The organism is Xanthomonas floridensis, assembly GCF_001642575.1.
GTDB lineage: Bacteria > Pseudomonadota > Gammaproteobacteria > Xanthomonadales > Xanthomonadaceae > Xanthomonas > Xanthomonas floridensis.
Genome location: NZ_LXNG01000056.1, coordinates 135,989 through 150,689, shown reverse-complemented (window position 1 = coordinate 150,689; position 14,701 = coordinate 135,989). Strand labels below are relative to the sequence as shown.

Below are 14,701 nucleotides of genomic sequence, written 5' to 3'. Positions count from 1 at the left end.
CGAGCGTAGTGCCAGACGTCGACTGCAGGAATCGCCGCGTCGGCCCGATGCAGGCGCGGCGCTCCAGCGCCCGGCAGATCGCATGCTTTGACCAAAGTTGGTGCAGCCGTGCATGAAGCAGGCTGGGCAGTAATCTAACCGACGCTACCGCGACATCTTTACCGATAGCAGCCGGAATCCATACGTTTAATCAGTTGAGCCGATCAATTCGTAAATTTTTTATTTTTCTAATCCAGCTTCCATTTGGCTTGGATAAAAGCCCCCTTATTCCGTTAAATTTGATTTTAAATCTAATTGATAATTTATCCTGGCTAGAGCGTTGAATTACGCACAATCACCAGTTATTGGCCCTCCTTCCCGAGCAAATGGCCTTTCGCCCTGACGCACGAGATTTTCGAGCGTCCAACGCCACAACGGGCAGTTTAATTCCTGCACTAGATACTGGCGTACGCTGGAGTCCGTTAGAGACGCTAAGCGGCGCTGGAATCCGCCACACCAGCGTAGGTGGATCACCTACCACCCTACGGGATTCCCCGATTACCTTGATCTAGCCGTACATTTAGGATCGTGGCCGCATTTTAAATGTGACTCGCTATTGTTGCGTTCGCTCCCACGTTTTTCTGAATTTCCAGCTGTTAGGGGCGGTCTAATTCGATCTGGCTATGGAATAAATCACTGCCATCAATTAGCGGAAATTTTATCTGAATAGCAACTGTCCATTCAGACTTTAGAGTCATTGGCTAGCGCCGTTAAACAATCGCAAGCACATTGAAACATATCTCAGCCATGCGCCTTGATGACCGTATTGCGCGGATCCGAGGGGACGGATCAGCAAAAGGCTGAAGTGATCAATGTGCCAAACCACCGCCTGCGCCAGCAGCCATCGGCGCGGGGATCTTCTGCGCCATTGTCAGATCCAGCAGTGCGGCGCGCCTTCAATCAACGGAATCGACCAACCCATGAATCGCTCGCTGCTCGCTACGACCATCGCATCCTGCCTTGTCCTGACCGCCTGTGGTGGCGGTGGTGGTGGCGGCAACGTCCGTAGCGACCCGCCGCAGAGCACGGTGATCGCGCCTGCCCCTACACCGACCACGCCGACCACGCCGGGTCCCACCTCCGACCCGCTGCCCAAGACCGCGCCGGTTCCGACGCCTGCACCTCCCCGCTACCAGGGCGTGGGCAGCAATCTGCTGGTGCCGATCAATGCCGATCTGGCGCAGCAGGCCGGTGCCCGGGGCCAGGGCGTCAAGCTTGCGGTGCTGGACGACAACCTGGTGCAGAGCTATGCACCGCTCGCAGGTAAGGTTGATGGGTTCACCGATTACACCGCCAGCCCGGGGACGCCGGAGTCTTCTTCCAACGCGCTGCGCGGCCATGGCACGATCGTGTCGGCGTTGGTGCTGGGTTCTGCCCAGGACGGATTTGCCGGTGGCGTGGCGCCGGATGCAGACCTGTTCTATGCACGCATCTGCGCAGAGAATTCCTGCGGCACCCAGCAGGCCCGCAACGCTGCGGTGGGTCTGGCCGCCGCCGGTGTGCGGATCGCCAACCTGTCGCTGGGCGCGTCGTACGCCGATGCCGCCAGCAGCGCGAATGCCGCCGCCGCCTGGCGTTTTGCGTTGACGCCGCTGGTGCAGGCCGACGCACTGATCGTGGCCGCCACCGGCAACGAAGGCGCCGCCGAGGCAGCGTATCCGGCCGCCACCCCGGTGCAGGAAGCCAGCGTGCGCAACAATTGGCTGGCAGTAGGCGCGATCGCTGTCGACAGCGCCGGCAACCCGGCGGGCCTGACCAGTTATTCCAACCATTGCGGCGCAGCCGCGCAGTGGTGCCTGGTGGCACCGGGCAGCTTCACCGCGCCGGCGCTGGCCGGCACCGAACTGCAGGGCCAGATTGCCGGCACCTCGTTCTCCACCGCTGCCGTCAGCGGCGTCGCGGCGCAGGTGCTGGGCGTGTATCCGTGGATGAGCGCGTCCAACCTGCAGCAGACCTTGCTGACCACCGCCACCGACCTGGGCGCTCCTGGTGTGGATGCGCTGTATGGTTGGGGCCTGGTCAACGCCGCCAAGGCGATCAATGGACCGGGCCAGTTCGCCAGCAACTGGTCGGCCAATGTGGGTGCAGGCTACGACAGCACCTTCAGCAACGATATTTCCGGCAGCGGCAGCCTGACCAAAAATGGTGCCGGACGGCTCACCCTGAGCGGCAACAATAGCTATACCGGCGGCACCACCATCATTGACGGCGTGCTCGCGCTGTCCGGCAGTCTGCGCTCGGATCTGCTGGTGGCCAACTCGGCCACCTTCGAATCGCGCGGCGGCGTGATCAACGGCGGCTACAGCCTGGTCAACAGCACCGGCACCACCGCCATCGCATTGGGCAAGGGATTGACCGTCACCGGCCAGGCCAGTCTCAAGGGCAATCTGCTGCTCTTGCCCGAAGCCGCTGACTATCGCGTCGGCAACACTGAAACCATCCTCAGGGCCGGCACGCTGCAAGGCAGCTTCGACCGCGTGCAATATGCCAACAATTTCTTCTGGACCGCGTCGCTTGCCTATGCGCCGACCACGGTCACCGCAACGCTGACCCGTAATGCTTCGGCCAGCAGCGCGCAGGCCGCCGGCGCTCCGCAGGCAGTGGTTGCAGGCGCCACCCAGGCCGATACCCTGGTCAAGGTGCTGGACACGCGCGTGGCCTCCGGTGATACCGCAAATCTGGGCGGTCTGATCAGCGCCACCGGTTCGCTGCTGGCGGCCTCCGATGCACAGGTTGCCGCATCGCTGCCGACCCTGACCGGGCAGGTGCATGGCGTGGAGCGTACGCTGGGCTTCCAGTCCGCCCTCAACGATGCGCGGGTTGCTGCCGATCGCCTGCCCTACCTGGCCGATACCACCACCCTGACCACCTGGGTGCAGGGCAGCTACCTGGATGGCGACCTGAGCCGCAACGGCTTTGCCTCGGCCGACTACACCCAGCAAGCCACCACCTTCGGGGTGGACCTTCCGCTCGGTCATGCCGGCACCATCGTCGGTGCGGCAGTGACGTCCGGCCAGGACCGCGCGCACATCGATGCCTCGGCCAGCCGTCTGCGCTCGGACCGTTATGCGATGACGGCGTATCTCTATCAGCCCATCGGCCAGGCCTACCTGTCAGGCATCGGCTCGTACGGCATGAGCACGGTGGACTCCGAGCGCACGGTACAGGCCGGCACCGTCGGCGAGCGTCTGCAGGATCGCCGCCATGACAGCAACTGGTCGCTGCGTGCAGAAGTCGGGCTGATGCCGCAGGCAGGGGTGTCGCCGTTCGTCGCTGCGGGTGTGGTCAACCAGACCCAGGACGCATTCAGCGAAGCCTCGGCGACCGGCCTGGGCCTGAGCGCCGGCAGCGACAGCCTGCGTGCCGGCTACGCCGAGGCCGGTGTGCGTGGCCATCTGACGCGTGGCAAGTGGGGCTTTGATGGGTTGCTCGCCTATCGCTCGCTGCTGGGTCAACCGAATGCCGACTTCACTGCGTGGTTCACCGGTCTGCCGGAAGCGCGCTTCACTGTCTCCGGCGCTCCGGTCACCAAGCAGGCGGCACGTGCTTCGGTCGGCGTGCGTTACCAAGTCAACGATGCGTTCTCCGTCTACGGCAACGTGGGTGCAGAACGCGGACGGTCGGACGCCGACAGCATCAATGCCAATGTCGGCCTGCGCTGGCAGTTCTGATCACGCCTGCGCCCGCAGGGTTGTCTCCGCTCCCAAGGCCAGGCGCGTTGATGCCGGCGATCGAGCGAATGCCCACTCCCGAATACCGAATACCGAATCCCGACAGCGCCACGATCAACGATAGCGCTCTCGATTTTCCAAAGGGCGCTTTCATCAACAGGCACACCCACCAAGCCCCGGCATGCCGGGGCTTGGTGGATTCATCGCAGCCCTGCGTCGCTCCCGGTGCAGGGCAATCAGTGCACCACAGCGGCGTAGCGGACGCAGACGATCAGAAGCTCCAGCCCCAGCTCACCTGCCCGCCATAGGCAGTCTGGCCGTCGCCTTCGAGGCCTTGCAGCGACAACGACATGCGGCTGTTCGGTGAGGTGACCAGGCTGACTCCCAGCTCACCGATCACCGCGTTCTTGGCAAGGGTCACGCTCTGAACCGCAAACTGCGCATCGGTGTCGAGGAAGCCGGCCGAGCGCTGCACGGCACGATCGCCAAACGCATGCCGCCAACCCAGCGACGCATGCAATGCTGCCTGCTGACCAAGCGCCCAGCGCCCGCGCACGCCCAACGTGCCAGTGATGAACTCGTCGGTGGCACCCTCCATCGCCAGCCCAGCAATTCCGCCGCGCTCGCTGAAGCCATCGGTCTTCAGGCGCGTGTAGTCAGCGGCAAGAAACGGGGTATAGACCGCGTTGCCGCTGCGCAGTTGCCAGGACGCTTCCAGCGATGCGGTGATCGCGGTGGCATCGTAGTCGCTGGTGAGACGTTCCTCGAGCACATCGGGCAGCAACACGCGGCGCGAGGCGTCCACCCGGTAGTCGGCATAGTCCAGCGCGCCCTGCAGCGAGAATGCGGCCCACGCTGCCTGCGCGTACACGCCGGCATGCGTGCCCTTGATGTCGGCACGATCGCCCCACTCGCGCGACCAGCTGTCGATGTCCTGGCTGCCCACGGCGACGCCGACCACGCTGCGCTCGCCGACACGACGTTCCGCACCGGCCATCACGCCGTTGTCTTCGCGGCGCACCGCGTGCGTGTCCGCATCGCCATCGACACGGTTGGGCAGGCTGCGTCCGGTGATCCAGACCATGGTCTCGCCGATCCGGGTGTCCTGGCTGTCGCCACGCAGGTGGCTGCCGATGCCGCTGGTCAGGAAACGGCTATCCAGCATCGCTGTGGCGGTGCTGGCATGGCTTTCTCCCGACAGCGACGCGAAGGCGGTGGCCAGCGCAGCGGGGTCGTCCGGCAGCCGAACGACCGACTGATACACCGGGCTGGTTACCGGCAGGCCATCCACCGCGGATGCCGCAGCCTGCTGGTTGGGGGTGGTCACCGTGTCGATCATCCCCACGGTGTTACGCCCCAGGAATATCGACAGCCCGGTGGCGCTGCTGCTGAAATTCGGGTCGACGAAGGCGTAATCGGCCACGACGTTGCTGAATTGCCCGCTCACGCCACCGGCTGCATTGATCACCGGTATGTCGGTGAACAATGGCCACTCGGCGGCACGCACCATCTGCAAGGTGCTGCCTGGTGCCACGGTGGCTGCACCGCCCACCGTCACCGGCGTCACTCCTCCATTGGCCTCTGGCGTGACTTGCACGGTGGACCCGCTACCGATCGTGGCATTGCCGTTGACGCTGAGCGTGCCGTTCGTGCCACCGATGAGCAGGTTGCCTCCGGAAAGGGTGAGGCTGCCGATCGTGCCGTTGCCGGTGAGCGTACCGCCTGGCCCCACGGTGACCGGTCCGCCAAGCGCAGCGCCCGGATTGGCGAGATTGCCCACGCTCAGGGTGCCGGCATTGACCTCGGTCGGCCCGGAGTAGCTGCTGCTGTTGGCGGTCATCAACAGCGTGCCCAGGCCGGTCTTGACGAACCGCCCGAAGCCGAACAATCGGCCCGAATAGGTGCCGTTGCCGGTTTGCAGGAAGGTCAGCGTGCCATTGTTGGTGATGTCGCCTTGCAGGCTGCCGGTGTTGCCGATCAGGTTGCCCGCGCTGACAGTGGTTCCCCCCAGATACGTATTGGTGCCATCCAGGGTGAGCGCACCGGCGCCGGTCTTGATCAGCGAGCCGCTGCCGGTGATGTTGCCGGCGAACGTGCCATCCCCGGCCTGGTCGAAGACCAGCACCGCATTGTCGAGGATGTCGCCCTGCAGACTGGTGGCGTTGCCTTGCAGGGTGCCACTGGCCACAGTAGTGCCACCGCTGTAGGCATTGCTGCCGGCCAGCGTAAGGACACCGGCGCCCTGCTTCACCACGCTGCCGGCGCCGCTGATGGTGCCGGCGAACGTGCCGTCGCTGGCCTGGTCGAAGACCAGCGTGGCATTGTCGATCACATCGCCCTGCAGGCTGGTGGTGTCTCCGATCAAGCTGCCTGCACTGACCAAGGTGCCGCCGGTATAGCTATTGGCGCCGGTCAGCTGCAGCGCGCCGCTGCCGGCCTTTTCCAGCGAGCCGGTGCCGCTGACCACGCCGGCATACACACCGCCGCTGCCCTGGCTGAACACCAGTGCCGCATTGTTGGCGATGTCGCCCTGCAGGCTGGTGGTGTCACCGATCAGGCTGCCGGCGGCAATCGTGGTCCCGCCGGTGTAGCCATTTGCGCCGTTGAGCAGCAAGGCACCGGCGCCATCCTTGATCAGGGTGCCGGTGCCGGTGATCGACCCGGTAAACACTCCGTCACCCGCCTGATTGAACACCAGCGTGGCGTTGTCGACGATCGCGCCCTGCAGGCTCGCGCTATCGCCAACCAGGGTCCCCGCAGCGAGCGTCGTACCACCGGTGTAGCTATTGCTGCCGGCCAGCGTCAAGGTCCCGGTGTCGGTCTTGATCAGCGCGCCGCTGCCGGCGATGTTGCCGGCCAGACTCAGGTCGGCCGGCGTGTCGACGGTCAGCGCAGCGCCCAGGTTGATCGCGTTGCCCAGCGCGGCGGCAATCGCATTGCTGAGCACCGAATCGCCAGCCACCGACAGCGTGCCGCTCCCCAGTGCGGTATTGCTGCCGACGAGCAGCGTGCCGGCATTCAACACGCTGCCGCCGGTGTAGCTGTTGTTGCCGGCAAGGGTGAGCGTGCCGGTGCCGTCCTTGATCAATCCGCCGGCACCGCTGATTGGCCCGGACAATCCCAGGTCGTTGCTGCCGGGCAGCGTCACCGCGCCGTCCAGCACCACCGCATTGCCCACGGCCAGCGCCTGGTTGCTGTCGATGCGGGTGCCGCCGGCGGCGGTCAGCACGCCGCTACCCAATGCCTGCGCATCGCCGAGCACCAGCGTGCCGCCACCCAGCGAGGTGCCGCCGGCATAGCTGTTGGCGGCGTCGAGCACCAGGGTGCCGGTGTCGAGTTTCTGCAGCGCGCCAGCGCCGCCGATGGCGACGTCGATGGTGCCGGTGACGCCGGGATCGACACGGATGATGGTCGTGGCGGCATTGGCGCTCAGCGCGCCGGCGCCTGCATCGCCCAGCACATAGCCATCGGTGAGGAACTGCATGCCGGTGATGCCCTGGGTGCCCTGCACACCCACGGTGCCGGCGCTGCCGCCGAAGACGGCAAAACTGCTCTGCCAATCGCTGTTGGTCAGGCCGTCGATCGCCGTCCAGTTGGTGGCAGTGCTGGTCCAGGTCCCGCTGCCGCCGTCGATGGCGCCATTGGCGACGGTCTGTGCGCCATCCCAGAACTGCACGTTGCTGCCAGGCGAGAGCACCACCAGGTTGACCTGTTGGGCAAGCGCCGTCTGCAAGGTCAGCTGGGTGGGATCCACGCTGCCGGGCAACGTGCCGATGTTCAAACCGTTATCGGTCAATGCGCCGCTGTAGTCGATCAAACGATAGACGCCGCTACCGAAGCCGCCGATGTCGGTAATGTTGAGCGTACCGTCCAGCGTGAGGTTGCCGTTGACCGCCAGCACGTCGGTCTGGCTGGGGATTCCCAGGAAGGCATCGAGCGTGGCAGTGGGGGCCATGCTCAGGCTGCCGGTGGTCAGCAAGGCGCCGCTGCTCACCACCAGGCGGCCGCCATCATTGATGGTGACCGCGGCATCGACCACACCGCTGCCGCTCAAGGTGCCACCGCTGCCCACGCTGACGCCGCCGGCGCTGGCCAGGCTGCCATCCACATCCAGCGTGCCGCCGAAAACCTGGGTGGTGCCGCCCAGCGCGCTGCTGCCGGTGAGCTGCAAGGTGCCGGTGCCGGCCTTGTCCAGATTGCCGGCGTTGCTAAAGCTGCCGGCGAAGGTCCGATTGCTGTTGTCACCGCCCAACTGCAAGGTGCTGCCGCCCGCAATGGCGACCTCGCCCAACCCGCTCACAGCGCTCAGGTTGGTGCTGCTGCCCAGCGCCAATTGCGCACCTGCCGCCACATCCACCGTGCTGGCGCTACCCAAGGTGCCGCTGGCAGAGGTGGCAAGCACGCCGGCCTGCACGGTGACCGGGCCACTGAAGCTGTTGGCAGCGGACAGGGTCAGGGTGCCGAGCCCTGTCTTGGTCAATGCGCCGGTGCCGCCGAGCGTGCCGGTCAGCGCCAGATCGGCCGCGCTGGCGATGGTCAGATCGGCGCCGAGCGTGAGGTTGTTGCCCAGCGCCAGTGCAATGGCATTGCTCAAGGTGGAATTGCCCAGCACCGACAGGCTTCCCGTGCCCAGGGCGGTGTTGCTGCCGACGAGCAGCGTGCCGGCATTCAACACGCTGCCGCCGGCGTAGCTGTTGTTGCCGGCAAGGGTGAGCGTGCTGCTGCCGTCCTTGATCAATCCGCCGGCACCGCTGATTGGCCCGGCCAATCCCAGGTCGTTGCTGCCGGGCAGCGTCACCGCGCCGTCCAGCACCACCGCATTGCCCACGGCCAGCGCCTGGTTGCTGTCGATGCGGGTGCCGCCGGCGGCGGTCAGCACGCCGGTGCCCAATGCCTGCGCATCGCCCAGCACCAGCGTGCCGCCACCCAGCGAGGTGCCGCCGGCATAGCTGTTGGCGGCGTCGAGCACCAGGGTGCCGGTGTCGAGTTTCTGCACGCCGCCGATGCCGGAGATGGCGACATCAATCGTGGCCGTGGCACCGGGGTCCACGCGAATGGCGGTGAGCGGCGCAGTGACGTTGAGCGCACCGGCGCCCGCATCGGTCAACTGGTAGCCATCGCTCACGAACTGCAGGCCACCCACCTCCTGCGTGCCCTGCACGCCCACGCTGCCTGCCGTGCCGGAGAACACGGCAAAGTCGCCCTGCCAGGTGCTGTTGGCCGAGCCATCCTGGCCGGTCCAGTTGGTGGCGGCCCCCCACACGCCCGAGCCGCCGTCCACCGTGCCGTTGGCAGTGGTCTGCACCCCGTCCCAAAACTGCACGATGCTGCCCGGCGCCGTGACCACCAGGTTGATCTGCTGGCCGATAGCCGTCTGCAACGCCAGCTGGCTGATGTCGACACTGCCCGGTATCGCGCCGAACAGCATGCCGTTGTTGGTCAGCGCACCGGTGTAATCGATCAACCGATACACACCGGTGCCGAAGCCGCCGATGTCGGTGACATTGAGCGTGCCATCCAGGGTGAGATTGCCGTTGACCGCCAGCAGGCGCGTCGTGCTCGGTGCAGCCAACCCGACGTCCACGATGGCGCCCGGTGCCAGCGTCAGGCCGCCCACACTGAGTGAGGAGCCGCTGGTCAATGCCAGCCGGCCACCGTTGCCGATGGTGGTGTCGCTTGAGATGGCGCCGTTGGTGCCGGAACCGGTCAGCGTGCCGCCGAGCGCCACGTTCACTGCACTGGTGCCGAGGCTGCCGACCACATCCAGGGTGCCACCGCTGACCTGCGTCGCGCCGCCAATCGCGCTGCTGCCGAGCAAACGCACGATGCCTGTGCCGACCTTGTCCAGATTACCGCCGCCGCCCAGGCTGCCGGCGAAGTCGCCGCTGCCCAGCTGCAGGGTCGCACCGGCATCGGTGTCCACGCTGCCCGCGCCGGCGAGCGCGTTGATCAGGCCGCCGTTGGTCAGGTTCAGCGACGCGCCGGCGGCCACGTCGATCAGGCTGGCATTGCCCAGCGAGGCCGCTGTGCTGGCCACCACCGTTCCGCCCTGGACCGCCAACGGGCCGGTATAAGTATTGCTGCCACTCAGCGTCAAGGTGCCGAGACCGGTCTTGGTCAATGCGCCTGCACCGTCGATCGTGCCGCTGGCCAGCATGTCCGCCGCGTTGTCGATGATCAGCGCGGCGCCCAGGTCGATCCCGTTGCCCAGGGCCACGGCGATCGCATTGCTCAGCACCGAGTCGCCGGTGACTGACAGGCTGCCGGTGCCGAGCGCCGTGTCCGCGCCTACCGCAAGCGTGCCCGCCGCGAGCGTGGTGCCGCCGCTGTAGCTGTTGCTCGCAGTGAGCGCCAACGTGGAGGCGCCATTCTTGATCAGGCTGCCGGTGCCGGTGACGGTGCCATTCACCGCCAGATCGTTGCTGCCGACCAGGCTGAGCTGGCTGTTCAACTGCACGGCATTCCCGATAGCCAGCGCGGTGTTGGCATCCAGTTCCGCCGCACCCGCCACAGTCAGATCACCGGCGCCCAGCGCGCTGGCATTGCCCAGCACCAGGCGACCGGCGTCCAAGGTGACGCCGCCGCTGAAGGTATTGGCAGTGCCCAGGGTCAGGCTGGCGATGCCCTGCTTCTGCAGGCTGCCGGTGCCGCTGATCACGCCATCCAAAGCGATATCCTGCGTGCCTGGCAGCGTCAACGCACCATTCAACGCCAGCGCGTTCGTCAGCGTCACCGCGCTGCTGGCATCCAGCGACGTACCACCTGCAGCGGTGAGCGTGCCGGTTCCCAGCGCAGTGTCGCTGCCGACCACCACGGCGCCGGCCTGCAACTGCAAGCCGCCTGACCAGGTATTGCTGCCGCCGAGCGTGAGTGTCTGCGTGCCGTTCTTGACCAGGCTTCCGGCACCGTCGATGACACCTGCCAGGCCCAGGTCCTGCCCATCGATGCTGAGCGCGCCGTTCACCGTGATGGCGTTCTGCAAGGTGACCGCAGTGCTTGCGTTGAGTGCAGTGCCATCTGCGGCGGTCAGCGCGCCGGTCCCAAGCGCGGCATTGCTGGCGACCACCAGCGAACCCGCATCCAGCAGCGTGCCGCCGGTGTAGAGATTGTTGCCGATCAGCGTCAATGCACCGGTGCCCTGCTTGACCAGGCTGCCTGCCCCGCTCACGGTGCCGGTCAACCCAAGGCTGTTGCTGCCGGTCAGCGCCAGCGCGCCATTCAATGCGACATCGTTGGCCAGCGTGACGGCACTGGTGGCCTGCAACTGCGTGCCGTTGGCAGCGGTCAACCCACCACTGCCCAAGGCCGTGCTGCTGCCGACCAGCAGGGCACCCGCATTGAGATCCACGCCGCCCGCAAAGGTGTTGGCACCGCCCAGGCTCAACACCGCATTGCCGCCCTTGACCAGCCCACCTGCCCCGCTGATCAGTCCATTGAGTGCCAGGTCCTGGCTGCCGCCGATCGACAGGTCGGCATTCAGCACGACAGCGTTGGCAAGCGCGCGTGCCGCGGTGCCATCGAGCAGGCCGCCGGAAACGGTCAGGGTGCCACTGCCCAGCGCCGTATCGCTGCCCAGCAACAGGCTGCCTGCGGTCAGCTGTGTGCCTCCGGCATACGTGTTGTTCCCTGCCAGGGTCAGGCTGGCGGGGCCGAGCTTGTCCAGCCCGCCGGCGCCGCTGACGGTGCCGGTGAGCGTCAGCGCATTGCTGCCGCCGATGTTGACCAGCCCGGTCAAGGCGATGGCATTGGCAAGCGTGCTGACCGCGAGGGTATCCAGCGTGGTACCGGTGGCGGCGGTGAGCGCACCGGTGCCAAGCGCCGTGTTGCTGCCCACGGTCAGCTTGCCCGCACCCAGCGTGGTGCCACCGTTATAGGTGTTGGTGCCACTCAGGGTGAGGTCCCCGCTTCCGGATTTGACCAGGCTGCCGGCGCCGCTGATGCCGCCGCCGAGCGACAGCGCCTGTGCGCCATCGAGCGTGAGTGCCCCGGCAGTCAACGCAATCGCATTGGTCAACGTGGTCGGCGCGCTGCCTTGCAGCGCGGCATTGCCGGTGACTGTCAGGGCACCGCTGCCGAGCGCGTTGCCGTTCGCTATTTGCAAGGTGCCGGCGTTGAGCGTGGTGCCACCGGTGTAGGTATTCAGACCACTGACGATGAGCGTGCCGGTGCCCAGCTTGTTCAACGCGCCCGAGCCGCCGATGGTGCCGGCCAGGTTCAACGCGGTTCCATTGGTGGCCAGGCCCAGCGTGCCCGTGAGCGATATCGTGTTGGTCACGGTCGCCGCTGCGCCCGCATCGAGTGTGCCGCCGCTGGCAGTAAGCGTGCCGGTGCCCAGTGCCGCATTGGAGCCAACCACCAGCCGCCCAGTGCTTAGCGTGGTGCCACCAGTATAGCCATTGCTGTTGGTCAGGTTGAGATCGCCAGCGCCGCTCTTGATCAGGCTGCCAGCGCCATTGATCACGCCACCCAGGGTGAGCGCCTGCGCGCCGGTCCAGCTCAACGGCCCCGCAAGATTGACCGCGTTGCCCAGCGTCAGCGGGGCGCTGGTGCTCAGGTTGGACGCGCCGGTGACATTCAACGCGCCACTGCCCAGCGCAGCGGTGCTGCCCAGTTGCAGGGTGCCTGCTGCCAGCGTCGTACTGCCGCTGTAGCTGTTGGCGCCACTGAGCGCAAGCGTGCCCGTGCCCGTCTTGGTAAGGCCGCCGCTCCCTGACAGCACCCCGGTCAGGGTCAGTGCATTGCCGCTTGCGCCCAGCCCCAGCGTGCTGTTCAACACGAATGCATTGCCCAGCGTCAACGGCGCGGCGGTATCCAGCAACCCGCCGGCCGCAGTGACGGTACCGCTACCGAGTGCGCTGGCCGTCTCCAGCACCATGGTGCCCGCACTCAGCGTGGTTCCGCCCGTATAGCTGTTGGTGCCGCCCAGGGTGAGCGTGCCCGTACCGGTCTTGTTCAATGCACCGGTTCCGCTGACAACGCCGCCGAGGCGCACATTGTTTGCGCCGCCGATGCCGAGGGCGGTGTTCAACACCACTGCATTGGGCAGGTTGAGCGCAGCACCCGCCAGCAGGCTGCCGCCGGATGCGGTGATGGTGCCGATTCCCAACGCACTGCTGTTGCCAGCCGTCAGGGAGCCGCCCGCCAGATTCACGCCACCGGTGAAGGTGTTGCTGCCGGTCAGGCTCAGCGCGCCGGTGCCGGTCTTGGTCAACGCACCTCCACCGCTCAACGTGCTGCCGATGGTCAGCGTGTTGGCACCTTGCACGGTCAAGCCACCTGCGGCCAGCGTGATGCCGCCGGCAGGCGTCAGCGTCAAGCCGGTAGCGATGGCGTCGAGCGTGCCGCCATTGGCCGTGATGGCGGTGCCGAGCTGTGCAGGCGTGGCAAATCGCAGCACGCCACCGTTGAGCGCGCTGCTGCCAAAGTTGCTTGCACCGCCCAGTGTCCAGGTCCCGCTGTTGATGCGCAGGCCGTTGAAGTTGATGTACTGGTCTGTGCTCAGCGTACCGGTGCCCGTGTTGCCGCTACCGGTTCCGCTCACCGCATTCTGCGCAACCAGCGTGTTGTTTCCGCCGGCGCCACCATCGACCACGCCGGTTTGCGCAAAGCGCAACAGACCGCCGGGACCGAGCACCTCCAGACCAAGGCCGCCGGCGCTACTGATGCTGCTGCCGGTCACCGCAGTGAAGGTATTGGTGCTGTTGATCCCCATTGCCACGCTGCCACTGATGGCGCCGGCATTGATGAAGGTATTGCCGGCGGCGGACGACTGGAAGCCGACGCGCCCTTCGATGGTGCCGGTGTTGACAGCGTTGACGGTGCCGCCGCCGCTCACTGCAATGACCGGGGTGTCGGCCCCCAGGATCGAGAGGTTGAGGAGCGCTTTACTGCTGATCAAGCCGGCATTATTGATCTGGACCGTGCCATTGCTGGCGGAAGTGATCCCTAGCGCCATGCCGTCGAGATTGAGCAGGTTGGCGCCGATCAACCCTCCGGTGCCATAGATGTTGCCGCCTGCCAGATTGTTGGCAATCACCGAGGTCGAGCTCGCATTGCCCATGGTGACGCCGGTGCCCAGCACCGACAGGAGGCCAAGGATGGACGGGTCGATGGTGCCGCTGTTGTTGAGCGTGGCATTGGTGCCGCCAAGTGCGATCGATGTGCCGCCCAGCAGGCCGGCAGTCATTTGCGTCCCGGCTGCCACGTTGAGGGTGAGGTTGCTTGCGTTGCTGGCAAACGTATTGCCGGTGCCGGCAAGCCCGGTGCAGGTCACGGTTGCGCCCGCCACGGGGATCGCGGGCGTGCAGGCTCCCCAGGCCAACGAGGGGCTGGCGGCCCCTGCCGCCAACATCACCAGGCCCGGCAGGGCGCGTCGTCCTGCACCTGACTTGCGTCGACGGCGTACCAGCTCATGCGTCACCACCCAATTGCCGATGGCCGCGTTCCAGACAAGCGCAAATGCACGATTCATCCTGACTCCCCTGATAGCCGCTCACCCGCAAACGCTGATGGCTGCGCCCGCTTAATGTCGGCAGTGGATTGAAATTCGATTTTTATCGGGCATAGAACTGCCCAAACCCTCCACATGAAGAATGGAGAGTGATTAATACCAATTGCAAAACTCGCAGTGAGGAATTAGTAGTCGAACCAACACCCTTGAAACTGTGCTGAATATCACTAACCATGCACTAATACATGACACCGGGCCAATTTGTCTAATGGTTTGCTTGCGCTCGCTGATATACACAAATGGTGGCGCCTGGTTGCGCCCAACGGTCGAGAATGCTTATTTATCAATGCAATTTGCGACACTTGCATGCGTTTTCGGCTTTATAGGTCGCGCCCGGCAAACCGATGGTGAGCTGATGTAGGCACGCCAGGGGCGACAGCCAGGCGAACCATTGCACTCTATTGAAGAGCACGCCAATCCTATCCAGCGAGGCATCATCCGGCGCCTTGAATTCCCTGCATCTCCTGCGAGTTGATAAGAC

2 protein-coding genes are annotated in these 14,701 nt (G+C 65.6%); one reads left to right on the top strand and one right to left on the bottom strand.

All coding sequences use genetic code 11. The features are described from left to right. Positions 1 to 959 precede the first annotated feature (959 nt). Complete coding sequence (locus tag A7D17_RS20850; RefSeq protein ID WP_064510851.1) at positions 960 to 3,710, top strand: S8 family peptidase; 2,751 nt, start codon at positions 960 to 962, stop codon at positions 3,708 to 3,710. Between the two features lie 271 nt (positions 3,711 to 3,981). On the opposite strand, the gene A7D17_RS20845 is transcribed toward A7D17_RS20850, so the two are convergent. After that, positions 3,982 to 14,181 (bottom strand): autotransporter-associated beta strand repeat-containing protein, encoded by a 10,200-nt coding sequence (locus A7D17_RS20845; protein ID WP_064510850.1) that lies wholly within the window; start codon positions 14,179 to 14,181, stop codon positions 3,982 to 3,984. Positions 14,182 to 14,701: the final 520 nt, after the last annotated feature.